Below are 24087 nucleotides of genomic sequence, written 5' to 3'. Positions count from 1 at the left end.
GCGGAAGGTTCTGGCTCTTTCAAGGGCCAACTCCGTCCTCAAATTCCCGCACAAACACCCGAAATATTACTACCCCGAGGAACACGGCGAGAACAAATGCTATCAGGGTGGCCAATTTGGCCTGTTGCAGCATGGCGGCCTCTTCAAAGGCCAGGTTTGCGATGAAGATCGACATGGTAAAACCGATCCCGTCGGGTGTTGGCTGGCAGTTGTTTCATAACAATCTGTGAAAGGGAGTATAGGAATATTTTCGCACTCTGGCGAATCCTAATGCGTAACTTATACTACCTTTTCATATCTATTGAAAAGACCATGGGACGCATGAAAAATCCATTCAATCCATTCTTTCTGGTAGCGGCCCTACTCCTGCCCTGGGTATTGCCGGGACAGGTCATCACCGTTCAGGGAGCTATTGATTCCCGGGATATGGGGCTGACGCTGATCCACGAACACATTTTGGTGGATTGGATCGGTGCCGACAGCACGGGCTATCACCGCTGGGATCGCAAGGAAGTGGTGGCCCGCGCTTTGCCGTACCTGCAGGAGCTCAGGCAGTATGGCGTTGGCACGTTCCTGGATTGCACCCCCGCCTATCTGGGACGCGACCCCCGGGTACTGAAGGAGCTTTCGGAGGCAACAGGCATCCACATCCTGACCAATACCGGGTTTTACGGGGCAGGCACAAACAAGTTTGTCCCCGGTTTTGCGCTGGATTCCTCGCCGGGGGAACTGGCTGCAATCTGGATTGACGAGTTCCGGCAGGGTATTGATAATACGGGCATTCGGCCCGGGTTCATCAAAATATCCGTCGAAAACCGTGATACGCTCCCGCCAATGCATGAAAAACTGGTCCGGGCGGCAGCGCTCACGCATCTGGAAACCGGTTTGGCCATTGTCTCGCATACGGGGGGAGACGCGCCGGCGCTGGCACAATTAAAAATCCTGCAGGAAATGGGGGTGTCTCCCGACGCCTTTGTCTGGACCCATGCGCAGAACGGGACCTTCGAAGGTTACCTGCAGGCTGCCAGGCAGGGGGCCTGGATATCGCTGGACCACATCCAAGCCGGGCAGCCCGGGCCTGCGGATGGTACCGGCAATATTCCCTGGTATGTACAAACACTTTCGAGGTTCAAATCCCAAGGCATCCTGGACCATGTCCTGATCTCCCACGATGCCGGCTGGTACGATGTGGGAGAACCAAATGGCGGTGGCTACCGGGGCTATACGGATCTGTTCACCCACCTGATCCCACGACTCCGGGAAAACGGCTTTAGGCAGGATGACCTGGACCTCGTGCTTAAAGAAAATCCCGGGAAGGCGTATGCGCTGAGGATCCGGAAAAATTGATCATCGGCTAGGTGTATCCTTTGCATCATGAATAAGGTAACACCATTGTTCGCTCTACCAAAATAGATTGAATCTGGGCTATGTAAGCCCGACTGGATGACAAACTATCTTCGAATCACAGAGTGACCCCGCAAAAGGCATTCAAGAGTTAACTGCCCACCCTCTTTTCTACCAGCAGACCCCCGTCTTTTCTGAAATAAGAATTAGGTCCTTGCGAAGACCGGTGGTTAATCGTGTTAAGTCACAGAAATAACAAGTTGGTCCGGATTATTGCTCGTGGCACATTTTCGGACACGGGTATGAACACCTTGTGATATTTTGTAACCCGTAAGCAAACCAACATCGCAGAATTCTATACTGTAATTAGACTTGAGGATTATTCATGCGGTGGTTTTGCCTGGCGGATAAAGGTCCTAATCATAAAATTTATAGCTGATGGCAACCATTCGGGAACTTGATACCTCATACAACCAAAGGATGCTCGAAATCATCGAGGCATCGCCCATGCGATCGCTGTTCTATGACCTGAAATTCGATTTTGGCAGCTGCCTGTTTGACCGGAACGGCCTTTTGAGCGGCACTTGTCGGTTTTATGGCATATTCAAGGAGAATGTCCTTGCGGGCTTTGGGAAGATAGTGGATCACCAGGGGTATATGGCCGGCCTTGGCACCAACCTGAGGTATTTCGGGAACTTTTTCATCCACCCGGATTTTCAGCGCCAAGGGCTTTTCACAAGGCTCATAGAATTTATGATCATGGAATTTGAATCCATGTACCCTCCGGGTGTAGGATACTTTGTTTTTCTGAACGGGAATAATCCGGTGGATCGATTCTTCAAAATCAAAGCGGGACAGGTAAAAAATATGCCCCTGATCCGGGAGTACAGTGAGTTTGTGACGAAGTCTTTAATAATAACCCGCAAGAAAAATTTCAACCCCAACGGAACAATCCGGTTGGCTGCCAAATCGGACAGGGCAAAAATTGAAGGATTCATGGCCAAAAACAGGGGGACGGGGAGTTTTATGCCGCTCGATTTTAATTATCATTCGGCATCGGAGTATGCCATACTGGAATCTTCTGGCAGGATAACGGCAATTTGTGAGTTACTGGACCTGGGTAATTATAAAAAAACCAGAATCACAAAATTCAAAAAAGGATCCTACCTGTTCTTCCTACTGATGCGAATCCTGCAGGCAACCCTAAAGTTGCCTCAATTTCCCAGGAAGGGGGAAGCCTTCAGGGAGCTGTATATCAATCAAATAATCCGCTTGGATGATGAGGATGCCGAATCTGCTTTGGACCTGATCCGGTGGGCCTTTAATTTTTGCTGTGAAAATAAATACAACCTGCTGCATCTGGGCCTTGGCAGGCGGGATCCTTTGATTAGCAGGCTAAAGGGATTTCTGTCAATTTCCATTACGGCCAAGGTCCTGACTGTCCATCCAACATCGGATAAGATTGAAAAGGACCCATGCAGGAACTTGAATTCCCCCTCGTTTCCGGACTTTAAAATATTGTAAGATTATGAACTCAGAAGATCCTATATCAATTCCGAACCACCTCCGGGATGGATGGCATGTTGCCGTCCTGAGCAAAGAGCTCCGCAAAAAGCCATTGGCAATGGAATTCTTCGGCGAACCGGTTGTCCTGTTCCGCAAAAGGGATGGCACCCCGGTTGCCATGCAAGACCGGTGCCCACATAAAAACCTTCCGTTATCAATGGGAAAGGTGCGCGGTGATCAAATTGAGTGTGCGTATCACGGCTGGCAGTTTAACTGTGAAGGAAGGTGCACCGCAATCCCCTGTCACGGGCCTGCGGAAAGAACCGGGAAACTTCGATTTCGTATTCCGACCTACCGTGTAATTGAGCAGGACGGATGGGTTTGGATAAAAGATATTTCAGGAAATCCCTTGGAGGAAAAATTGCCGAGGTCGCTTCCCAGGGATAAAAACCATCGATGGTTCGACATAAAATACCAAACCATTGCCTCCCCTGATCTGATACTGGAAAACGGTATGGATAGTGCACATACCTGTTTTGTCCACAGAGGCCTGTTCCGTTCCAATCCCGCGCAATTCATCAACGTGGTCATTCGGGGTACCAATGACCGGGTTGTAGCAGAAACGAAAGGCGAAAATCAGAAAAAATCCGGGGAGAAAGACCTTAGGGTACTAACAAACAAAAAAGAAATCAGGCATGTGGACGAGTACCATTACCCGGGTTCCCTGCAGATTGATTACTGGTTTGGAAAATCACACCTGGTAACGCATTTGCATGTTACCCCGAATGATACAGGCAAAACCTCGGTTTACATCCGGATGGGGTTGCAATTCGGGTTCTTTACCCGGGCCATCTACCCGGTTATCTGGCTGATCACCCGAAAGGTGGTAAAGCAGGATCGCGCAATCCTGGAAAATCAACAGCGTATGATCAGCCGGATGGGAAAGCGGAGTTTTCATCACTCCCTGGCGGATATGTCTGCCGTAATGCTTTCCGACCTTTATAAATCAGGCCCCAGAGCAAACAAGCCGGAATGGGAACAAGAGGAAAACGTATCGTTTAAATTATAATACCAGATCATGAAAGTCGCAACTCAGACAGAACAACCGCCGATTAAACACCGGGGGAAACCTCAACTCTCAATTCAAAGAATTCCGGTTCAAGAGGTATCAGGTACCCTCCTTGACAAGATGTGGCAGTTGTATCAGAAAAACTACGATGGGGTTAAAAAGGAAAAGTTCATTTCAGACCTGGCGGAGAAGGATTATGTCTTTTGCGGATTTGACCGCGTGAACCCTTCTAAATTGGGGGGATTCACCACGTCCAAAATCTACAGTATCCGCGTGGACGGAAAAAGGAATTGGGTCTACTTTTCTGGGGACACGATGTTCCGGAAAGCGTACTGGGGACAAAAGGCGCTGCACAGGAGCGTCGGCAATTATCTGCTCGAACACAAATTAAAATACCCCAAGGAACCCTTTTACTGGTTCCTTGTGGTCATGGGTTATCGAACCTACCTGACCATGGCCAGGAACACCCCTAATTACTGGCCCCGTCACGACAGTTCTACCCCACCTGAAATCCAGCGGATTATCGATGTCCTTGCCAAAGACCGTTTCGGGTTAAACTTCCAGCCGGGGCAAGGGTTGATAAAGCCCCATCCCGGATCGGGCAGCCTTGGCCGCCACGTAACCCCCATTACCCGGGAACTTGTGGACCAGGTTCCTGAAATAGCCTTTTTTGTCCGAAATAATCCAAATTACCAATATGGATTCGAAATGGCGTGCCTGGGAAAACTGGATTTTTCGTTTTTCATGAACGTCTGGAGCAAGTATTTGAGAAAAAAGGCGAAAAGTTTCATCCGGGAATTCAACCTGCCATGAGTTTCTCTCGAAACTTATTCCTTGCCACAACATACCGGGACTACCGTCGTTTCAGGTGCCAGTTGAAAAACCCCGAAAGGACGCTGAGACAAACCTACTCCCGGGTAATGCTTGAATTGTCGGGAAGCAGGTACGGCCGCTCCTTTGGTATCAGCAGGGCTGATACCATGGAGGAGTTCCGGAAAAAAATACCACTGATCTCCTATGAGGATGTCCAACACTTCATCGAGGATAGCCAAATAGGTAAGCCTTCCTTTCTTACCAGATCAAAAATTGTCGCTTTTGAGCAGACTTCTGGAAGCAGTGGCCCCCGGAAAATCATCCCGTATACGGCTGCTGCTTTACGGAATTTCAGGGGATATATGTCAATTTATATCCATGACACACTAAAACACCGGCCCAGGCTCACATCCCTGAAAACATTCTACAGTATTTCACCCCCTGCCCTGGAGGGGCTGAAGTCCGTCCCTGGTCGCAAGTGTTTTGAAGACGATGAAGATTTTCTTGGTTTTTTCGGAAAAATGATGGCAAGGAAGTTCAGTGTAAATACCCCAGGGTTGCAGAGTTTAAGGTCCTTTCAGGAGTTTCGGATGCAACTGGCCATTGAGCTATTACGGGCAAAAGACCTTGAAATATTTTTTGTTTGGAGCCCTACCTACCTGATCTCACTCATCGAGTTCATCGAAGCAAACCGGGATAAAATCCTTTACAATGCCGCGATAGGAAAAGCCCCTGCCCTGTCGCTATCCGAGCTTGAACGTCTCCGGCAACTGCTGGAAACCGACCACTTCGATAGCCGGGTGGTTTGGCCGCACCTGAAATTGATTTCCTGCTGGACAGCAGGAAGTTCCGCAATCTATGCTGAGCAACTCAAAGCATATTTCCCAAATGCCGAGATCCAGCCTAAAGGGATGTTATCCACCGAAGCGCCAATTTCGATTCCATTGAGGGAAACCGGGCTTGCGATCCCGCTGATCGGATTTAACTTTCTTGAATTCATCCAGGATAATGGCAGTGTGGTTGACGTAATGAATGTAAGGAAGGATGCGGACTACGAACTGGTATTATCAAACCAAAGTGGCCTGTATCGCTATAGAACCCATGATATTGTCAGGATAGAGGGATTCTGGAATGGATTGCCCTTAATGAAATTCATTGGGCGCAATAACCAAACCAGTGACCTGGTAGGGGAAAAAGTTACTGAATCAGATGCCCTCAGGCTTTTTACGGAGTTGGGACAACCTCAATTCAACCGGATACTGGTGCCGGATTACGCTTATAGAGGGTACCGGATCCTGACCGATCAGGATGGGGAACTACCACAGGCCGTGAAACTGGAGCGGGAATTGCTGAAAAACTACCATTATCGGTATGCAAGGGAAATTGGTCAATTGAATCCTCTAAAAATCAATCGGTCCCCAGGGCTTATCAGGCATTTCGAAATGATGTGCATCCGGCAGGGGATGAAATGGGGCGATATTAAAATACCAGCAGTAATTACGAATCGCGACACGGCAGATGCGCTTCTTGGATGTACGGAGCTCTAGGAACCCCAGAGAAGAGGCCCTGCCCAAGACCTTTGCCCAATATCGATTTGTCCTGGACTGCGTCGACGTCACCTTAATTTGACGCCTTTTGGCCCTATTGAAAAAGTAAGCAACTGCCGGCTCACGTCTTTCAGGTCCAGGCGGAACGTCCGGACCTCCCGTGTCTGAGAGGGTTGGCCAAAATCCCTGTATATGTACATTTTCAGATAGGTGGGAGACAATTTTTTGTTTCCGTAATAGGTACAACGCACTTGCCACTGCCCGGGAAGGGAATCATCCATTAAATACTCCTGGGAGGTATACCCGTGAACTTTCTCCCTGTAGATCCGGGCCGCATCGTTTTGCAGGGAATGCTTCCAGTTGTAATACTGGTTTCCCGGGTTGACAAACTGCAGCTCAAATTCCGCTTCGGCATCGCTCCAGGTAAAAAACAGACGGGTACCTTCCGGCTCCACCGATTCCGATTGGGTCCGTAGATTTCCCGATACGGATGCTACGGCGACGAGCTCATTGTCCAACAGCACCGGTAAATCGACCGTATCCCTGGCCACCAAATCCCCGTCGACCAGGTTCAGGTACCGCAGCAACAGCGCATATGCCTTTGAGTGGTCCCCGATCCCATAGTAACTGTTTGCCAGGTCAATATAGCTCTGGGCGTAGTCCGGCCTCAGTAGCAGCACCTGTTTGTACAGTTCATGTGCCTTTTCCGGCCGTCTCTGATGTTCGTAGGTAAAGGCAAGCGTCCTGAGGTAGATCGGGTTGGAGTAAAAGCGTTCCCCATGGCTGTCCAGGAGGGAATCGGCCGGTTCCGGCCCCCATTTTTCGAACAGCGACTTATAGCATTCCACCCAGAAATTGGGGTCACCGGAAAAAGCGCCGGCATACCCTTCGATGACATCCACAGCCTGGCTTTCGGATTGCGCATTGGCCAGTTCAACCAGGTAGGTAGGTGCGCTTTTCGCAGCATCTTCCGGTGTCAGATAATTATCCGATGCCAGGTTGTGCCGCAAACGCGCCTGGTCGTACCGCTCAAGGCTACCCTCCTCCCTCAGGCCGTGGACACTATTCCGGGTATTGATAATGACCAGTCCGCCGGTGGCAATGGCCCCATAGCGCCATACCGCCTGCAGGCCGGGGATGACCCCGATTCGCAAAATATTGTTCAATGGGAGCCAGGTCGGGGTATCCGTGTATAACACCCCGTCGATCTCATAAACCGGCTGGCTCATCAGCGACACGGAACCCGCGCCCCCGCGAAACGATACGACACGTTCGCCCGTGCTGTTCGAACGGACACGGGCCCCGGGTATGCGGGCCGCGATAACACTTACAATATCCGGGGCCGCCAGGTTGATCTTCTCCCCGTCTATCACGTAAAAGTGGTAGGCGGATTTTTCGTTGTCCAGGTAGCCAAAGGAGGTGTTGATAATGGACGGTTTGGTGAAATAATCCATGGCTAGTTGCTTTTGCATGGAGATTTTTGATTCGGTCACCACCACTTCGTCCAGTTCCTGAACCTGCCGGCGCATTTCGATATTCAGCCTCGAAGTCACATCCTCCACCACGATGTGCAAGGTATCCATACCGGCCCTTGAAAAGACCAGTTCATCCCTGGGGGAGGCGAAAATCTCATACATCCCACCGGCATCGGAAAAGACTTCCGTCGACGTCCCTTTCACACCTACCGCGACTCCCTGCAAAGGATCGAAGCCATCGGTAATCTTTCCGTATATCCTTTGTCCTTCCTGGGCTATGGCACACACTGGCATGAGTGCCATCAAAAGAAAAACCAATGCAAGCCCCGGGCGGGCGCATCTGTAATGAAGTTTTCCGGACATCCTGTTGTTTAACATCGATTTCTTTCCGCTTAAAATAACAAATCCAACCGAAAGAGGCGGGCATTCAACAGCAGCGTCCCTGCAAAGCATAAGGATCCCACAGATTTCAGGCAGCAGGCAACCTGTCCGGATTTTTGCCGCGGACACGATTCAGGACGTCTGTTTGGGAAGGTTGGGGGATTTTAGGGATAAATACAGCTTCCTATGTTCATCTTGCCAAATTCCCGGACAGCCCAGACTAAAGGACTTGCCTTTCAAAGCAACAGGAGCCCCGGGGCCCCTGCAGTCACCCAGCCGGAAAGGCTCGCCACGCAGCACTTGAATGCCGCTTTCCCTCTCCGGGATTCCATGGAGATTGTCCCTGACACAGCACCTTCCCGAAAAAAATTGAGTATTGTCATACTGACCCGCAATGAAGAGGATCATATCCGCGGGGTACTGGAAAGTGCCCTTTTTGCCGACGAGGTCCTTGTGGTGGATTCCTGCAGTACGGACCGTACACGGCAAATAGCCCAGGAGTACGACGTGCTATTCCTGGAAAAACCATTTACCAATTTCCTGGAGCAGCGTTTATACGCCGCCCGGCAGGCAACCCACGATATGATCCTGTTTTTGGATGCAGACGAGCGCATATCCGCCGCCTTGCGGGAAGAAATCCAACAGGTACTCAGCTCTGGCAACGTATTGTCCGGTTACAAAGTGCCCTTCCGGCATTACTTTATGGGTCGCTTTATGCGTGAAAATTTCTTCAGGGAAAGTTGCAAGCTCCGTATGATGGACCGTTCATGCTGCAATTACAAAAAAGAGGTGCTGGTTCATGAGCAGGGAAAAATCTGCCGTGGGCGGGCCGGCAAGCTGCACAACCCAATCTGGCACTATACCTACACTTCCTGGGAGCAGTATTTTAGGAAAAAAGACCGGTATGCCAACCTGCAGGCCCGGGAATACCATCGGAAAGGCATCCGGCCCACCCTCTATCATTTTACGGTGAAACCGCTTTGGCGCTTTATCCACCAATACCTGGTCCGGGGCGGTTTCATGCAGGGACTCCCGGGGTTTGTAGGCGCCGCAACCAATGCGTATTTCGTTATGCTTCGTTACGCGCGCCTTTGGCAATTGCGGAAAGGCCTCCGGTAGTGCGGGCCCGGAAAACCCCGGCATCATTATCCTGGCCGACAGTCCCTTCCGATGGCAAGAAGTTAAGCCGGCCGATCCCAACGCCCGTATCAATTGGCACGTCCCAGCTCCCTGTCCACCAGTTGGAGGATCTTCAGGTTCTGTTTCCGTACAAGCTGGAGTTCATTTTTGGCATCCCGGGTATGGCCGTATACTTCGGAGAGGTAATCCTCAAAAATAGGGTCGCGCACCAGACCCGGGTAATCGGAGGGAAATTTGCTTTTCACCATTTTGGGATAGGTGATCCGGTAAAAATCGGTGCTTCTGACGTAAGGGGCTATAACGGAAGGGGAACTGAGCTGACTGTCGATATGCCTTTCTTCGTTTTCCCCGGCATCCGCAACCACATCCTGCCAGCTGAAAAGCAAATTGATCAGTGAATCACTTTTGATCAGGTGGATATCCCCTGAGGAAATCCCCGATCGCAGCGCCCCGTTCTGGGGATTAAAGGTCCAGAGCCAGCTGGTATTCTGGAGCCAGTCCCTCAGCGTATCGGACGGGATGGAAAGGGCCGCCTCAGGCTCCAGCCGTATCAATTTAAGGGACGCATCGAGCACCCGGTCATTGAAGAGCATCACGCTGTCCAGTTGCACCAGGTTGGCGTTAAATTCCACGGAGAGGGCGTTGAGCAACTTATCCCTTCTTTCCCCTTCTTTCCGGTCTTCGCTCCAATCGTTCACCCACAGCGCGATCAATATCCCGAAAACCACCAGGGTGATTTCCCCGACGGCATAGAGCATATAGTTGCGGACGCGGTTTTCAGTCAGGAGTCTTTTACGGAGTTGGCGGAAGAAGGGAAGCATGAGTTGGTAATGGTTGGTTACGCCAAAGTACAAAAAAACAAACCCATAATCCGGGTTTAACACCAAACACAGCAGACCTTGCGAGGGTTCGGCAGACTATGGTATCTTTAAGGAGATATAGCCAGCACCGCATCCGAAACAGCACATATGTCACTGGCTCTAATGGACATCCTGGGCATTATTTTCCATTTTGGAGGGCCAGGTGGTCGTATTGGATTTTTTCGGTACCTGGTGCAAACCCTGTATCCTGGAATTACGGGAACTGGAACAGGTAAAAGCGGCTTTCGATGAAGGCGAGGTGTCCTTCTATGTCATCAATGCGGACCTGGGCGGTGATACCCCTCCTGGTAATAGAGAAGGATCAACGCTTCCGCTACCAGCATGTGGGGTGCAACCCGGCGGAAGCCCTCTTCAGGGAGGGGCTTATGGAAACCATTGAGGGGTTAAAATAGAAAAAAGGATCCCTCAGAGCTTCAAGCTGAAACTCCAGGGACCCTTCATCAAATCACCAAATCAAGACCTGCTTGTCGCCATGCCGTAACTGAGTTTCTTCCAAATATATTCCAGGGGGCCCTGGGAGTGCTTTTTAAGCCAGAGGTAACTAATCCCCGTTTGGATAACGAACAATACAAGGGCGAGCAGAAAGGTCTGGCCCATGGTAATTTTCCCAAATAGCTGAAACAGGTGGGTACAATGGTAGAAGATGGTTAGGTAAAAAACGGATTGCAGAATATAATTGCTTAACGCGGTGCGCCCTACAATGCTGAAGAACCTTAGGACAGCCTTGATCTTTGGCAATTGGAAGGCGCGTACAAATAGCGAAATATAGCACAGGCTCTGAAGGATCATCCCAGCGGCCAGGACAAACGGCACCCACAGGAGGGGAAGGTCCAGTTCGATCTCGCCTACCATGATTTTGTGGTAGCAATAACTCGAGGCCAATCCTATGGTACCCCCCAGTACAATCAAATACGTGGAGATTCTACGGGCTTTTTCGGAAAGGCGGAAAAAATCGAGCTTTCCCAGCAGGAGCCCAATGAGCATATTCCCAAAAGTAAAGACCAGGGTAATGGGCATGTCCTTGAAAAAATTCGTCCAGGGATTCATTATAAAATTAATGGTCAGATAGCGAGCAATGGAAGAAGTTAAGGGATACTCCCGGTCCAGGGCATAATCGTAATCGTAAATCTGCCATCCGAAAGCGCTGTTGCCAATAAAGAAGATCCCTGTCAGCACCACATTAAACAGTATGGCCAATAGGAACAATTTCTTAACCGACCAGTGGCGAACCCATAACAGGATAACACCTCCCAGGGCGTAGGACATGATGATATCCCCGTTCCACAGGCCATAGGAATGGATTATACCGATCAGGAAAAGCAGTCCCATCCGGATCAGGAAATAACTCCTGAAGTGGATACCTTTTGCTTCGGCCCGGGTCATCTGGATATAAAATCCGAAACCGAATAAGATGGAGAAAGCCGTTATGAACTTCTTTGAGATCAGAAAATGAGATAGAAATGTCAGGATGTCATCCCATTGACCGGTTATGGTATCCGGGCCTGCGTAAGGCACATTGGCCAACAGCACCCCCAGTAAAGCAAATCCTCTTAAGGCATCAACTGCCTCGATTCTTGCCCCTGCTGCAATTGGTAGTAGTTTCATAATCGTAAATTTTTAGATTCTTTACCTCAATGACAACGGGGTATGAGGGGTTGTATCAGTTCAGCAACCCTCCATATGTACGGATTTCCGGAATCAGGACATTATTCCCTCCTGAAGTAGCCCGGGGTATGCCCGGTTAGTTTCCGGAAGGCGGCATACATGGCAGAACGCGACTTGAAACCGGAGTCCGAACCAATCCCCTCCACAGACAAGTGATTGAAGGCGGGATCCTCCAACTTGGACCTGGCCGCATCCACCCTGAAGCCGTTGACCCACTCGGCAAAGTTATTATTGAAGTGTCGGTTGATGCACCCTGAAATCAATCGGGGGGAAATATCCACGGCCTTGGACAGCTCATGGAGGGTCAGGTCGTGCTGATTGTAAATCTTGGTGGATTCCATAAAACCTTCCAGTTTTTGGCCCAATGCCGCATAGTCTTTATGATCGGTTTCGGCATGCGGATCTTTCCTGTTCCCATATTTTCCTGCAGGCCCGGGAGGCTGCTGCCACAAAGTTTTTTGTTGGTAGGCTTTATAACTCAGGAAGTATATAAAGATGATGATCAACAGCCAGGTAAAGGAAGTGACATCGCTGCCTCCTCCCCCGCCAAAGGCAATCCTCCCTAATTCCAAACCCCATACCAGCACAATGGGGCTTACACCCAAAACAAACTGCCAGAGCCAACGGATCTGCAACATGGCCAGGTCCGAAAAGGTGTTTTTGACCAGCGTTTTATAATTCTGGATTTCGCGAATGGCAAGGGCCATGCCGACGAGAGTGAGCACAAAAGCATAATACTGCATGGTCATGAACACCCCTTCAACGGTCTGAAAGTCGAGCAGTTGATAAATGGTTTCCCCCCTGAAAACAAACAGGAAAATATTCAGCGGGGTAATGGCAATGACTGCGAAAGCCAGGAAATAATGAACCTTCAGAAAATATAGGTAGTGGTGGGCCCGGCCGATTTTCTCAAGGACATAGTGCAGAAAGAGTACCGGGAAGAGCATCTTAACTTCAGGAAGGGTAAAATACCCGCCGGTGGGATACCCCCAGAGGTCTTCCACAGGCACGAAAGTAAATGCCTCGAAGACGAAGGCCAGAATAAAAAAGCCCAATATGCTGTTAGCCCGGCTTCTGTGCTTATTCGATAACAAATAAAGCATCCCGAGAAGCAGGCCCTGGAGAATGGCTGCCCAAACCAAGGTGTAGATTACACGTTCCATGGTACCATCCCTTTTATTCCGTATCCATAGTTTATTGGACGTTTGTCCTAAAATATGAAAGTATGTATATACTTCAACAGCACGCTCCGGTTATCGATCCGGGGCAGCGCCGGAACAAAACCCATCCGGTCCGTATTCAGGCCGGAATTGAAAACCACCCACAGGTCCTGCCCTTCCCGGAAGTTCCATCGGAAACGGACATTGAATGAAAACAGGTCCTGGGCACCGTTGTATTGCAACAGCGCATTGGTCGAAATATGGCGGTCCAGGGCGGTCCCAACCCGCAGGCGGGCAATGTGGAAATTCAGCAATTCGTCCCGCTGGTCAAAAATTCCGTAGTTGTAGCTGTACTCCAGGTTCAGCTGGAAATATTTGGACTGGTACCAGGAGGGGGTGAGGGTGATCGCGTGCAGCCAACCATCGTAAAAAGTCCCGGTTTCGAGCACTACCCCCGTCCGCAGGGTACGGTCCACGGCCATGCTGTAGGTGCCGGTGACCCGGTAGAAGTCATAGGCCCCCGGGGGGATGACCACGCTTTCCGCCAGGGGGAAGTCCGAGAGGATATTTTCATAGACCTTCTTGACCAGCAGGCCGCCGTTATCGAGGTTCCGCCTCGAAAAGGACCACTCCGTCCCGTATTCCGAAGAAAGGACGTCATTGCTGACATTTTGCAGGTAGGCATTTCCCAGTACCTCCAGCTTGTGCCAGATAAACGGGCCTTCTTCCCGGAACCAGGTGTTGGAGAGGGCCGCAGTCCCGAATTTAAAATCGTTCCGGTCCACGAAGCCCACCCCCGGGTTGTAATTGGGCCCGGAAAGGATGGCCCCCACCGTGTACCCAAAGCCGCGGCGGCGCCTGCGGTTCATTTCCAGGGCAAGGCGCCCGCTTTTGAAGCCGGATGTCGCATCATCCTCGAAGCGGCTGTCGAAGGTCTGGGCCCACTGCAGGGTCAGGTAGTCGTCCCCCGCCACCCGGATCAGCCCGTCCACCCCATAGGCCAGGTTGCTGTTGCCATCCGCATCGAGCCGGCTGGTGAACATTCCGCCCAAATAGCTGTTGCGGTTAAAGACGCGCCTGCGCACCCGAAGCACCCCGAAATTTTCGGAAGGGATGGTATCCTGCTGTTGGGTCTGCATGTCCAGCACCGCCAGGTCCCAGGTCTTCATTCGGCCGATCAGGCGTACGCCTCCGTAGATAGGCACCTGCTCCCCGTTATTGGTCAGGCCGATCCGGCGGCTGAAAAACAGCCGGCTCTGCCCCCCGGTGCGAAAATCAAATATGGATGCCCGCTCCTGGAAAAACTGCCTTTTTTCCGGAAAGAAGAGGGAAAAACGAGATAGGTTTACCAGCTGGTCGTCCGCCTCGGCCTGGGCAAAATCTGTGTTGATCGTAAAGTCGGCCGTCAGGTTATTGGTGATGGAGAACTTCACATCCCCCCCGACATTCCCCAGTAATTCTTTGTTCTCCACATAGGCGGTCCCCGCCTCGTTCAGCACATTGGTCTGTTCGTGTCCGGCCAGCAGGTAGGGGGTTACATAGAGCGTTTTGATGGGCTTGATCCCGGTAAGGACGATCTTCTGGGCGAGGGAGGGCCGAAGGAAAGCGTAATTGGTCTTGGGCGGTACGGCGGGGAATACCAGGCGTTCCAGTTTCCGGGCCACCTTGCGCTGCACGGTCAGCCCCATGATCACGCGGCCATCCGTATCCTGGAAGCGCAGGCTGCTGAACGGGATCCGGATTTCGGCAAACCAGCCCTCTTCGGTAACCGTGGTCTCGGCATCCCAGAAGGTATTGAAATCGCGGTTCAGCCAGGAATTGGACGAGATGGTGCCTCCGGTACCGTCATTGGAGATCTCCAAATCGTTGCGGATGCCTGCAGGCGTGGTGGTAAAGACGTAGCCTGTTTCATTATCGTTGTAGGTATCTAACAGAAGCTCCAGGTGGTCCGAGCCGGAGATCCGGTCCCGGTATAGGGAGGTGGCACGTACCCCGTTGGGGTCGCTGTCGTAGGCCCGCATGGAACAGTAAAAATAGGTGTCGTCGTAGGCCAGGCGGATCTCCGTGCGTTCCGTGGGGGCATCCCCGGCATTGGGTTCGTACTGTACCATGGGAAGGGGCGGGATGGCCTCCCAGGCGGCCTCGTCCACGCGGCCGTCAAAGGTGATCCCGTCGATCCGCTGTATCGGTAACGGATCGCTGGTTTGGGCCTGCAGGACAGAGGTAAAAAGAAAACACCAGGTCAGTAGTAAAAAACTCCTTGGAAACATAACATATCAAGGTAGCGAAAATAAGCAGATCGGTACAGGAAAAACCAATGTTTCTTCGGGTCACCTGAGAACCGGATTGAAGCATCTTCAGGACTTTGGAATACGTCCAGACGGAAGGGCTCAGGAGCCTTATAATTCTGCCTGCTTCAATGCCAGCTCTTCCTGCAACATGTCCCTGAGGCGAAGCATCCTGCGGTATCTCCGCTCCTGGAAATAAAGGAACTCCTGCCGTTTATAATCGGTGGTCCTGAGCACGCTGAGGTAGACGGCATTTCCTCTGAGCCCTTCAAAATCCATTGGATACATGGACCTTCCCAGATCTACGTAAATATCCGAGATATGGGTCTCCCGGAATAACCGGGTGGTGAGCGGAATTACCGTCTCGCTTTCGTACAGGTTGTTCCGGCTGTTCAGTTCGGCCAGCCAGTCCGTATTGACTTCGTAGGTCCAGGTAAGCAGTTCTTTCAGGGAATCAGTTTGCAGGAAGTCCAGTCCATGGGCTTTTGCGTTCTGATAGGCGTGTGCCCTGGCCAGACCATGACCGCGGCTGTGTGCCCGGGTAAAGTAGGTCGCAATACTGTCACTCCAGGGTAAATCCCCCTCCAGATACGTCAGAAGAAATGCAATGGCTTCCCGGGATGCCTTATTTTTACCGATCATGTCTTTCTGGTGTTCCAGATCTCCACCTAAGGTTGTGGCCAGTTCATCCAGAATGGTGTATTCTTCCAGTGCTTTCTTGCGCAATTCATTCCAGTTATTAATCTGCAGTGCAATCAGGATCCCGATGACCACCAGGACGATCTCACCAATTGCATAAATCATATATCGGCCGAAGCGGTTTTCAGCCAAAAGGCGCTGACGGAGCATGCGGAAAAAACGGAACATGGCTGGCTGTTGGTTGTTATCTGCATCAAGGTAAAGAAAACCAGGGGATTTCTTCAGGGCGCGAAATTGGACAATTTGCCTGTTACTTTAAATACCCATGGGGATATTTACCTAAATTGGCACCTGTTGCTTATGGGACAAGCGTCATTGTTTCAATCCCGATTATCACGACTTCAAAATAATAGCCTTTTCACCATGCCTGAACGGGTAGCTTATTACCGACAATTTGATTTTTATCTGTTCCTAATGGCAAGTGGTCTGTTCATCTTCGATTACCTGGAACACATTCTGAGGACCGATACAGTATTCCAAAAACACCCGTGGTACTGGCTGGGGTTTTCAACGGCTTCTTACATGTCGTTCCTTTTGGTGGTGTTTGGCCTCAAGTATGGCCTTCAGAATTTAACCAAATCTAAAAACGTACTCTTTGAGGTCCTGGCAATTGCCGTCTGGCTTTTACTCCACATACATATTACCGGGCCTCTTTTCAATAAGGTTTTCTGGCCATTCACAGATATGATTTTCCAGTTTCAATTCAATGGGTTTTTTATGGTCCTGGGATTGTACTTCGTAATTCGGGTACTCCTGAACATCGTTCTCCGAAAAAAGGTCTTTTACTCAGGATAAAGGTCTTCCTGCAGACAATCATGGGACCTTTTCCCATAACCAAGCGACATTATATGATCAAACTCTTCAACAAAATCAGAATGGGCCTTTTGGGCCAAAGCAAAACCAGGCAGTACCTGTTGTACGCCCTGGGCGAAATCGTGCTTGTCATGATCGGTATCCTACTGGCCCTGCAGGTGAACAACTGGAACATTGAACAACAGAATAACCGGGAGGAGCAGGAGTTGCTTGCGCAACTGGAAGTGGACTACCTGGAGAACCTGGCGGAAGTCAATGAAAAAATATACATGCGCAACGGGATGCTGGCCTCCATACAGGCACTTTTCGGTTATATCGACCATGGAATCGATACGGTTTCCCTGGATTCCGTCGGCATGCACTTAAGCCGGGTAGGCCTTACCCCCACTTTCGACGGGGCCAATGGGGTTACCAACCAAATCCTCAACTCCGGCAAATTGCACCTCATCCGAAACCAGGAATTAAGGACGAACCTGACCAACTGGCAGGGAACCACCCAGAAGGTCATTGAAGAAGAACAACTCATGGTTCAGGCGATATCATCCAATTTCAGGCTATTCCTCATACAGGGGTATAACCTGAGGGAGCTCCGGGAAAATGGGCTATCCGATAGATACAGCCAGTCCTTTATGCTCAGTAAGAATCGCTATTCAGAGGACTTTGATCCTATAACCAGGAACTACGAGCCGGAGGAATTCCGAAGGCTTCTGAGGGATTATGTGTTTTCCAATTACCTGATCCAGATCGACGGGATGTGCCGGGTAACCAATCAGCAGGCCATGGGCCTGAGGGAAAAAATCGAGCGAATCCTCGAGATTATCCGGTCCGAAATGGAGCCCATGCGTTAAGTCCGCGGCCCGGACCCGTCCCTGAAGAATTTTCCCTAAATTGAAGGTCAAACCATATCACCCCAGGGCACTGCATGGAAATAATCGACCTATTCCGGGAATGGACGGAGGCACATCCCATAGCAACCGCAGTCCTGCGGTTTGTCGTCTGGGTCATCCTCATCGTGATCGCCATGGGCCTGCTGAGGCGGTTCCTGCGAAAAAACCTGCCCAACACATCCGTCCGCTACAAGTCCCAGAAGGGCGTCGAGGTTATCGGCTACATCGTCATCCTCCTGCTGGGCATCTCCTATTTTACAGGGAATATAAAGGACTTTACCCTGGCCATTGGCCTCCTTACCGCCGGAATCACCATTACGCTGCAGGAACTCATCCTGAGCATCGCCGGCTCCTTCTACATTTTTTTTGTAAAGGTTTATCAGCCCGGGGACCGCATCCAAATAGCGGGCATCAAAGGGGATGTGATCGATATCGACAGCATCTACACCACCATGATGGAGATTGGGGAATGGGTAAGCAGCGACAACTACAGCGGCCGGATCGTCAAGCTGAGCAATGCCTTTGTTTTCAAGGGCCCCATATACAACTACTCCAGGGACTTTCCCTTTATCTGGGACGAATTTGACCTGCCCATCCGCTATGGCTCGGATATCGAACTCGCCAAGGAAATCATCATCCGCATTGCCTCGGAACAGTTGTCCGAATATGTCAACAGCTCCATTGCCCAATGGAAGACGGTAGTCAACCGTTATTATATCGAGGATGCCCTGGTGGAGCCTGCCCTGGCCCTGACACTGACCGACAACTGGATCCGGTTTAACCTCCGTTACATAGTGGATTACAAAAAACGGCGGTATACCAAGCACCTGCTCAACAGCCTGATCGGGGAGGCCATCGAAAAGACGAACGGGAAGGTGGTGTTGGCGTCTTCCACCGTGGAAATCATCCGTATCCCCACGGTGCAGATGGGGGAAGGAAAAACCGGGAATGGCGAACGCTGAAACCCGGACTCCCAGAGGAATATGGATTAGACAAAAAAAGGAAAGATGATCAATACCCGGCAAATCACCGTCAAAGACCTCCAGTTCGATTGCCTGGTGGCCGGGGACCCGGACCACGAGGCAGTACTGCTGCTCCACGGTTTCCCGGAAACCTCTTTTATGTGGCGACGGCTTATGGCGGCTTTGGTTTCCCGGGGCTACTACTGTATCGCCCCCAATATGCGGGGTTACAGCCCGAATGCCTGCCCGAAAGGGGTCAGCGCCTACAGGATCGGGAACCTCCGGCAGGACGTCCTGGATATCGCAGTTGCTTTTGGACGTGAGAAGTTCCACCTTATTGGCCACGACTGGGGCGCGGCCATCGGCTGGCATGTTACCGGCCACCACCCGGACAGGATCCTGAGCTGGACCGCCCTGTCCGTACCCCACAACCGCGCCTTCAGCAAGGCATTCCGGCAGGACCCGGATCAAAAGAAAAGAAGTGGGTATATCAGGTGGTTCCTGATGCCCTGGGTGCCGGAAATGATGATCCGCAAAAAGGATTTCCGGAAATTCAGGCAGCTTTGGAAACGAAGTGCTCCCGAGGAGGTCGAAAACTACCTCAGCGTCTTCCGCAGGCGGGAAAGCCTGACTGCCGCCCTCAATTACTACCGGGCAAACATCGGGCGGGGCAAGAACGAGCCCCTGGGGGATATTACCGTCCCCACCCTGTTTATCTGGGGGAAAAAAGACGTTGCCATCGGGGCCTTTGCCGCCGAATCGAACGCCGGGTACATGAAAGGGGATTACACCTTCCTGCCCCTGGACGGCGGGCACTGGCTTGTGCAGGGGAATTACGGGGAGGTGGAAGCAGCCGTGCTGGGCCATCTCCAACAATACGGCCAGCTGGATTAGACCAGTCACGCCCCATTAGGCAGATTAGGCTCCGGCTAACCGGCCCGTATAGCATTTTTCATGCCTGGACCTTCGCGGAAAGTTCCCGATCCGGGACAGGACGGACTATAACTGGGAATACGGAAGCGGCTTCAGGAACACCCTGGTAATATCGTCCATCGCATTAAAGTACTCCTCGAGTTTGGTGATCCGCTGCCATTCAGGGTGGGGACCGAAACGCGCCCATGCCGCCGCATGGTCTGCCTTGTCCTTAAAGGCCAGCATATAGGTCAGGCAGGGCATTTGTTCCCCGGCGATATTGGATCCGAAAAAGACCACCGGCAGGCCCACGTCCTTGAAAATCCCGAATTCGCTTTCGTTGAACATCTTAACCTTGCGCCTCAGGGCATCCTCGTTGTAACTCTCGTAGATCCGCAGTTCAAACAACCCCGCCTCCCCTTCCGGTGCCGTCAGAACCGGAAAACCGGTAGTGGATTGGATCAGGTTGGTGGAATACCGCTTGTAGGGCATGGATTGGGGGTCAGCCGTCAGGTAGCCTTCGGCGTCCGCAAGGTATTGGGCATCCTCCAGCAAAGCGGTTTTGGAACCCTGGAACGCCTGTATATCGTCATAGGCAATCAGGAGGTATACCTTTTTCGGCAACGCCTCCCCGGTCTCTTCAAAGGCCCCGATATTGCGGATTCCCTGCCGGTTCAGGGCCGGGATGAGCGCATTTTCAAAATATTTGTGGAGCACATCGGCGGGACGGAAAAATTCGAGCTCGTAGGTGCGGAATTCATAGACCTGCTGCTGGGCCAAAAGGGATCCGGAACATGTCAACAGGGCGAAAATCCATAGGGTCAGTCTGCGCATGATTTAAAGTTTGAAGGTTTTCAGAAAGATAGTACATTCCCATAAGATACAGGGACCCATTCTGTTGACAAATCCTGGGGGGACTTGCCCAGTGCGACGACTGATAAAGGATTTCAAGATTGTGCCGGCACCTGAGAATTTTTGACAGGGTTTGGCTGCGAAACCGTCCCGGTAGTGCATTTCATCGAATAAATCTGCATTTCATATACGATTCATTTGTTTTAAATCGTTGTATTTTCCTACTTATTATGTAGTCTTTATGAAGTCGCGTATCCGAATTTTCGCAACACTGGCTTTAGTTGGCTCCCTGCTGATCCAATCCTGCTCCAAACCCGATACCGGGTACCCGGATCAGGAGACGTTTATCCGATTCACCATTGACGGGACGGAGTACTTTTTCGAGAACCTCACCACAAGCCGTTACGCCGACAAAAGCAATTCCAATGGTACAGCGCGCATCTACCCGGAAGCCAACTCTGCCCGGATCTACCCGGAAAACACGCCGATAACGCTCTACCTGCCCCTAAATGTGACCAAAGGGGCGCATGAGGTAGCCCTGGACGGGAAGCCTACCGAATACCGGGTAGCCTTTTCCACGGGACGGGAGGGGGTGGAAACCGACTTTGCCCACGAAGGCCGCATCATCATCTTTCACGTTTCCGACCAGTATGTGGAGGGTACCTTTATCGCCCATGTGACTTCATCGGTCAGCAAAGAGGAAGTTACCCTGGCCGATGGCCGCTTCCGCGCCCATTTCGATTAGTGCCCACTCCATGGCTGCGCCAGCGGCCCCGACTTCCATTCCCCCCAGGCGTTCCCCAACCTGATGAATATCATGTTTTTGTGTGCAGGATGCTTGTAACTTAATGGTATAAAAACGTTTAGCCATGCAAGTCAAGAAAAATCCAAGCGCCGACCTCGACCGGGACCGCGGTCTGTTTTTCGTGATAGGTCTGACCATTGTGCTCTTCATCACCTGGAGGGCCCTGGAATACAAGAGCTACGATGATCCCCAGGAACAACTGATAGAACTGGTGAGCCTGGACAACCTCCAGGAGGACGTCCCCCAGACAGAACAAATCCGGACTGCTCCCCCCCCTCCCCCCCCGGCAGCACCCGAAGTGATCGAGGTGGTAGAGAATACCGAGGAAATTGAGGAAACCGTCATCGAGAGTACGGAAATGACCCAGGAAACCGTAGTGGCCGATGTGGAACTGGAGGCTTCCGACATCGAAGTGGTCGAAGAGGAGGAGGAAATCATCGTCCCCTTTGCCGTGATCGAGGAGGTCCCTGTTTTCCCCGGCTGTGAAAACGTCCCCAAGGCAGAACAACGGGCCTGCTTCCAGCAAAAAATCCAGGAATTTGTGGCCGACGAATTCACCTATCCCAAAACCGCCCTTGAGCTGGGCCTCGAGGGCAGGGTGTATGTACTCTTCTCAATCGGTTCCGACGGACAGGTCACCGATATCGTGGCCCGGGGACCCGACCACCTGTTGGAGAAAGAGGCCAGGCGCATTATAGCTGCCCTGCCAAAAATGAAACCGGGCAGGCAGCGCAACCGGAACGTCAAGGTTCCCTATAGCATTCCCATCAATTTTAAATTGATGTAATTTAGGGGGAAACCCTATCGCCTGTGTGGTATATCGTCCTGATTGCAGGTTACATCCTGCTCGCCCTGACCATCGTGGTAAGCCTGCTGCTCAACGGCGTGCGTCCGTCGAAAACCCTTGCATGGCTCCTGGCTATTTTCACCATACCCGTCGGGGGCATGCTGCTGTACCTCCTGGTGGGCCGCAACCGGCGAAAATTCAAGGTGTACAGCCAGCATCGACGAACCCCTGTCCCGGGTCCTGCAGACTCCGAAAAGTGGCCGGGAGGCGGTCCCTCCGAGATGATTCGCCGGATCATCGGGATCAACACGGATTTTCCGCTTACCCTGCACAACCGGGCGGAATTGCTGAAAGACGGGCAAATCACCTTTGAGCGGATTTTTAAAGCCCTGGAAACCGCACGGGAAACCATCCATGTCCAGTACTATATCTTTGAAGAGGGGGAACTGGCCGATCGGCTGCTGGAACTCTTTACCAGAAAAGAGGCCCAGGGGGTGGAGGTCCGCCTGCTGTACGACAGCATTGGCAGTTTTTCCCTGAGCAAACCCTATCTGAAGCGATTGCGGGAGGCGGGAATCGAACCCCATGCCTTCCTGCCGTTTCGCTTTGGTAAATTCCTGAGTTCCCTGAATTACCGCAACCACCGGAAAATTATTGTTGTGGATGGCAAGACCGCTTTTACGGGCGGCATCAACATCTCGGATAAATACCTGAAGGGGGACCAGAACCTGGGCATGTGGCACGACATGAACCTGATGTTGCAGGGCCCGGCTGCCGCCCACCTGGACACGGTGTTCCTGAACGACTGGGAGCTGGTAACCGGGCAGCACCTGCCCCTGCCCGACCCGGCTGCCTTGCCCCCCGAACTTTCGGGAAGTAGCCCCGCCCAGATATTGGCAACCGGGCCCGACGACGATTTCCCCCTGATGGAACAATTGTTTTTCCTGTTGATCAACAACGCCCGCCACCACATCTATATCACCAACCCCTACCTGATTCCGAGCCAGGCCATCCAACTGGCCCTGCAAACCGCTGCCCTTGGCGGGGTGGATGTACGGATACTGCTGTCTGCCAGGGCCGACAGCCGGTTGGTGACCTGGTGTATCCGCTCCTATTTCCACCGGTTCCTGAAATCCGGCATCCGGATTTACCTCTACCCAAAAGGCTTTTTGCACAGCAAGGTCATTACGGTGGACGACCGGATCGCCACTGTGGGCACCGCGAACATGGACAACCGGAGTTTCCAGCACAACTATGAGGTGAATGCCGTTCTGTACGACCCCGAAATAGCGATCAGCCTGAAGGAGGACTTCCTTTCGGACAGCCGGCAAAGCCTGCAGCTGGACTACGAGTCGTTCCGGCAGCGGCCCTGGCTGCACCAACTGGCGGAAGGCGCTGCAAGGGTGCTCAGCCCGGTGCTTTGAAAGCCTCAGAAGATATCCGTGCCCAGCAGGAGGTGGTTTTTCTTCAATTCGCCCCGGATCAGGCGGATATAATCCCGGATCGCACGATCCGGGTTCCGCGGGTTGGAGATCAGCACATTACTTCGCCAGATCAGGCTGCGCTCCTTGCCCACACAGATGCAATAGAGGGAGGTTTCCGTATGGTAGTCTGTTGCCCCGTCGTAGTCTGCCTGCCCGGTGTAGATCCCCTGGTGGAGTACATAGTCTTCGCCGAAACCTTCGTAGGTATTACCGATTTCCCGCAATTTGCGCACCAGGGATGTGTGCATTTCCGATCCGACTACCTTGGTAAACAGGATGGCGTCAAAGTCCTTGTCGAGCAATTGTTCCTCTACCCGGTCCAGCTCTTCTTCCGACTGCTCGGTTTCGGTAAAAGCCACGTCGAACAGGTCTATACTCCGGAAGGTTTCAATCCCGGCATCGGTGAATACCTCCTGTAACCGGGTTTCAAATTCCTGCCGGACTTCCCGGTCCGCAGTCATTCCTACAATCAGCAGTTTGTTGGAATGGAACAAGACGGTATCCGGGTCTTTGTACTCCGCCTCCAGTTGGACGGAACTGCAACCCTGTAAAAGCAGGGTACCGATCAGCAGGGGGAATATCCAGGTTTTCATGGCAAAGGGTTTTCAGGGTATCGG

General features: G+C 51.8%; 22 protein-coding genes and 1 pseudogene. 14 read left to right on the top strand and 9 right to left on the bottom strand.

The genetic code is table 11. The features are described 5' to 3' along the window. Positions 1-19: 19 nt before the first annotated feature. Positions 20-187 (bottom strand): Na+/H+ antiporter NhaA, encoded by a 168-nt coding sequence (locus H7F20_RS12060; RefSeq protein WP_370588527.1) that lies wholly within the window; start codon positions 185-187, stop codon positions 20-22. Between the two features lie 134 nt (positions 188-321). On the opposite strand from H7F20_RS12060, the gene H7F20_RS12055 reads away from it, so the two are divergent. From H7F20_RS12055 to H7F20_RS12035, 5 genes are all read left to right on the top strand, one after another. Then, the gene (locus H7F20_RS12055; RefSeq protein WP_185786428.1) at positions 322-1347 is read left to right on the top strand and encodes a phosphotriesterase; all 1026 of its coding nucleotides are present in this window, start codon (positions 322-324) and stop codon (positions 1345-1347) included. Positions 1348-1944: 597 nt separating this feature from the next. Then, complete coding sequence (locus tag H7F20_RS12050) at positions 1945-2868, top strand: hypothetical protein (RefSeq protein ID WP_370588526.1); 924 nt, start codon at positions 1945-1947, stop codon at positions 2866-2868. Between the two features lie 4 nt (positions 2869-2872). After that, the gene (locus H7F20_RS12045; protein ID WP_185786426.1) at positions 2873-3919 is read left to right on the top strand and encodes an aromatic ring-hydroxylating dioxygenase subunit alpha; all 1047 of its coding nucleotides are present in this window, start codon (positions 2873-2875) and stop codon (positions 3917-3919) included. 120 nt (positions 3920-4039) lie between these two features. Then, positions 4040-4732 (top strand): hypothetical protein, encoded by a 693-nt coding sequence (locus H7F20_RS12040; protein ID WP_185786425.1) that lies wholly within the window; start codon positions 4040-4042, stop codon positions 4730-4732. Beyond that, on the top strand, positions 4633-6279 hold the full coding sequence (locus tag H7F20_RS12035) for a GH3 auxin-responsive promoter family protein (RefSeq protein WP_185786424.1): 1647 nt from the start codon (positions 4633-4635) through the stop codon (positions 6277-6279). The genes H7F20_RS12040 and H7F20_RS12035 overlap by 100 nt, the downstream gene beginning before the upstream one ends. A 68-nt stretch (positions 6280-6347) precedes the next feature. Here the strand turns inward: H7F20_RS12035 and H7F20_RS12030 are convergent, their stop codons facing one another. Beyond that, a complete protein-coding gene (locus H7F20_RS12030) occupies positions 6348-8057 on the bottom strand; it encodes a carboxypeptidase-like regulatory domain-containing protein (protein ID WP_185786423.1) in 1710 nt (569 codons plus the stop codon). A gap of 264 nt (positions 8058-8321) precedes the next feature. On the opposite strand from H7F20_RS12030, the gene H7F20_RS12025 reads away from it, so the two are divergent. Beyond that, complete coding sequence (locus H7F20_RS12025) at positions 8322-9254, top strand: glycosyltransferase family 2 protein (protein ID WP_185786422.1); 933 nt, start codon at positions 8322-8324, stop codon at positions 9252-9254. A gap of 89 nt (positions 9255-9343) precedes the next feature. On the opposite strand, the gene H7F20_RS12020 is transcribed toward H7F20_RS12025, so the two are convergent. Continuing rightward, positions 9344-10096 carry a DUF6090 family protein gene (locus H7F20_RS12020; protein ID WP_185786421.1) on the bottom strand — a complete coding sequence of 251 codons (753 nt, stop codon included), beginning with the start codon at positions 10094-10096 and terminating at the stop codon, positions 9344-9346. A 202-nt stretch (positions 10097-10298) separates the two neighbouring features. Between H7F20_RS12020 and H7F20_RS16030 the strand changes: the two are divergent. Further along, positions 10299-10361, top strand: a pseudogene (locus H7F20_RS16030) (hypothetical protein); the annotation flags it as partial. Positions 10362-10404: 43 nt separating this feature from the next. Further along, the gene (locus H7F20_RS15985; protein WP_255444076.1) at positions 10405-10548 is read left to right on the top strand and encodes a hypothetical protein; all 144 of its coding nucleotides are present in this window, start codon (positions 10405-10407) and stop codon (positions 10546-10548) included. A gap of 61 nt (positions 10549-10609) precedes the next feature. Here H7F20_RS15985 and H7F20_RS12010 read toward each other — a convergent pair whose 3' ends face one another. The 4 genes from H7F20_RS12010 to H7F20_RS11995 all read right to left on the bottom strand — a co-directional run bounded on the left by H7F20_RS12010 (position 10610) and on the right by H7F20_RS11995 (position 16073). Continuing rightward, on the bottom strand, positions 10610-11761 hold the full coding sequence (locus H7F20_RS12010) for a DUF418 domain-containing protein (protein ID WP_185786420.1): 1152 nt from the start codon (positions 11759-11761) through the stop codon (positions 10610-10612). A 101-nt stretch (positions 11762-11862) separates the two neighbouring features. Continuing rightward, a complete protein-coding gene (locus tag H7F20_RS12005) occupies positions 11863-12984 on the bottom strand; it encodes a helix-turn-helix domain-containing protein (RefSeq protein ID WP_185786419.1) in 1122 nt (373 codons plus the stop codon). A gap of 47 nt (positions 12985-13031) precedes the next feature. Next, complete coding sequence (locus H7F20_RS12000; protein WP_185786418.1) at positions 13032-15251, bottom strand: carbohydrate binding family 9 domain-containing protein; 2220 nt, start codon at positions 15249-15251, stop codon at positions 13032-13034. A 129-nt stretch (positions 15252-15380) separates the two neighbouring features. After that, on the bottom strand, positions 15381-16073 hold the full coding sequence (locus tag H7F20_RS11995) for a DUF6090 family protein (protein WP_185787192.1): 693 nt from the start codon (positions 16071-16073) through the stop codon (positions 15381-15383). Between the two features lie 743 nt (positions 16074-16816). On the opposite strand from H7F20_RS11995, the gene H7F20_RS11990 reads away from it, so the two are divergent. The 3 genes from H7F20_RS11990 to H7F20_RS11980 all read left to right on the top strand — a co-directional run bounded on the left by H7F20_RS11990 (position 16817) and on the right by H7F20_RS11980 (position 19524). Next, positions 16817-17629, top strand: coding sequence for a DUF6090 family protein (locus H7F20_RS11990; RefSeq protein ID WP_185786417.1), 813 nt, complete (start codon positions 16817-16819; stop codon positions 17627-17629). 74 nt (positions 17630-17703) lie between these two features. Continuing rightward, the gene (locus tag H7F20_RS11985; RefSeq protein ID WP_185786416.1) at positions 17704-18630 is read left to right on the top strand and encodes a mechanosensitive ion channel family protein; all 927 of its coding nucleotides are present in this window, start codon (positions 17704-17706) and stop codon (positions 18628-18630) included. A 45-nt stretch (positions 18631-18675) separates the two neighbouring features. Beyond that, complete coding sequence (locus H7F20_RS11980) at positions 18676-19524, top strand: alpha/beta fold hydrolase (protein WP_185786415.1); 849 nt, start codon at positions 18676-18678, stop codon at positions 19522-19524. A 105-nt stretch (positions 19525-19629) separates the two neighbouring features. Here the strand turns inward: H7F20_RS11980 and H7F20_RS11975 are convergent, their stop codons facing one another. Further along, a complete protein-coding gene (locus tag H7F20_RS11975) occupies positions 19630-20376 on the bottom strand; it encodes an NIPSNAP family protein (RefSeq protein ID WP_185786414.1) in 747 nt (248 codons plus the stop codon). A 259-nt stretch (positions 20377-20635) separates the two neighbouring features. On the opposite strand from H7F20_RS11975, the gene H7F20_RS11970 reads away from it, so the two are divergent. The 3 genes from H7F20_RS11970 (at position 20636) to cls (ending at position 23410) form a co-directional block, all read left to right on the top strand. Further along, positions 20636-21139: a hypothetical protein gene (locus H7F20_RS11970; RefSeq protein WP_185786413.1), complete on the top strand. Its 504-nt coding sequence runs from the start codon at positions 20636-20638 to the stop codon at positions 21137-21139. A gap of 124 nt (positions 21140-21263) precedes the next feature. After that, a complete protein-coding gene (locus H7F20_RS11965) occupies positions 21264-21986 on the top strand; it encodes an energy transducer TonB (protein WP_185786412.1) in 723 nt (240 codons plus the stop codon). Between the two features lie 23 nt (positions 21987-22009). Continuing rightward, complete coding sequence (gene cls / locus H7F20_RS11960; protein WP_185786411.1) at positions 22010-23410, top strand: cardiolipin synthase; 1401 nt, start codon at positions 22010-22012, stop codon at positions 23408-23410. 5 nt (positions 23411-23415) lie between these two features. Here the strand turns inward: cls and H7F20_RS11955 are convergent, their stop codons facing one another. Then, the gene (locus tag H7F20_RS11955) at positions 23416-24063 is read right to left on the bottom strand and encodes a hypothetical protein (RefSeq protein ID WP_185786410.1); all 648 of its coding nucleotides are present in this window, start codon (positions 24061-24063) and stop codon (positions 23416-23418) included. Positions 24064-24087: the final 24 nt, after the last annotated feature.

Source organism: Robiginitalea sp. SC105 (assembly GCF_014243345.1).
GTDB lineage: Bacteria > Bacteroidota > Bacteroidia > Flavobacteriales > Flavobacteriaceae > Robiginitalea.
Note: the sequence above shows the minus strand (reverse complement) of the source record. Positions and strands in the feature narration are given on the sequence as shown.

What these genes read in the sequence shown, in the direction of transcription:
- H7F20_RS11990 (WP_185786417.1), top strand. Translation starts at nt 16,817, where the DNA reads ATGATCAAACTCTTCAACAAAATCAGAATGGGCCTTTTGGGCCAAAGC.
- H7F20_RS11995 (WP_185787192.1), bottom strand. Translation starts at nt 16,073, where the DNA reads ATGATTTATGCAATTGGTGAGATCGTCCTGGTGGTCATCGGGATCCTG.
- H7F20_RS12045 (WP_185786426.1), top strand. Translation starts at nt 2,873, where the DNA reads ATGAACTCAGAAGATCCTATATCAATTCCGAACCACCTCCGGGATGGA.
- H7F20_RS12040 (WP_185786425.1), top strand. Translation starts at nt 4,040, where the DNA reads ATGTGGCAGTTGTATCAGAAAAACTACGATGGGGTTAAAAAGGAAAAG.
- H7F20_RS12005 (WP_185786419.1), bottom strand. Translation starts at nt 12,984, where the DNA reads ATGGAACGTGTAATCTACACCTTGGTTTGGGCAGCCATTCTCCAGGGC.
- H7F20_RS11970 (WP_185786413.1), top strand. Translation starts at nt 20,636, where the DNA reads ATGAAGTCGCGTATCCGAATTTTCGCAACACTGGCTTTAGTTGGCTCC.
- H7F20_RS12020 (WP_185786421.1), bottom strand. Translation starts at nt 10,096, where the DNA reads ATGCTTCCCTTCTTCCGCCAACTCCGTAAAAGACTCCTGACTGAAAAC.
- H7F20_RS12030 (WP_185786423.1), bottom strand. Translation starts at nt 8,057, where the DNA reads ATGGCACTCATGCCAGTGTGTGCCATAGCCCAGGAAGGACAAAGGATA.
- H7F20_RS11980 (WP_185786415.1), top strand. Translation starts at nt 18,676, where the DNA reads ATGATCAATACCCGGCAAATCACCGTCAAAGACCTCCAGTTCGATTGC.
- H7F20_RS11955 (WP_185786410.1), bottom strand. Translation starts at nt 24,063, where the DNA reads ATGAAAACCTGGATATTCCCCCTGCTGATCGGTACCCTGCTTTTACAG.
- H7F20_RS15985 (WP_255444076.1), top strand. Translation starts at nt 10,405, where the DNA reads ATGTCATCAATGCGGACCTGGGCGGTGATACCCCTCCTGGTAATAGAG.
- H7F20_RS11965 (WP_185786412.1), top strand. Translation starts at nt 21,264, where the DNA reads ATGCAAGTCAAGAAAAATCCAAGCGCCGACCTCGACCGGGACCGCGGT.
- H7F20_RS12025 (WP_185786422.1), top strand. Translation starts at nt 8,322, where the DNA reads ATGTTCATCTTGCCAAATTCCCGGACAGCCCAGACTAAAGGACTTGCC.
- H7F20_RS12010 (WP_185786420.1), bottom strand. Translation starts at nt 11,761, where the DNA reads ATGAAACTACTACCAATTGCAGCAGGGGCAAGAATCGAGGCAGTTGAT.
- H7F20_RS12000 (WP_185786418.1), bottom strand. Translation starts at nt 15,251, where the DNA reads ATGTTTCCAAGGAGTTTTTTACTACTGACCTGGTGTTTTCTTTTTACC.
- H7F20_RS11975 (WP_185786414.1), bottom strand. Translation starts at nt 20,376, where the DNA reads ATGCGCAGACTGACCCTATGGATTTTCGCCCTGTTGACATGTTCCGGA.
- H7F20_RS11985 (WP_185786416.1), top strand. Translation starts at nt 17,704, where the DNA reads ATGGAAATAATCGACCTATTCCGGGAATGGACGGAGGCACATCCCATA.
- H7F20_RS12055 (WP_185786428.1), top strand. Translation starts at nt 322, where the DNA reads ATGAAAAATCCATTCAATCCATTCTTTCTGGTAGCGGCCCTACTCCTG.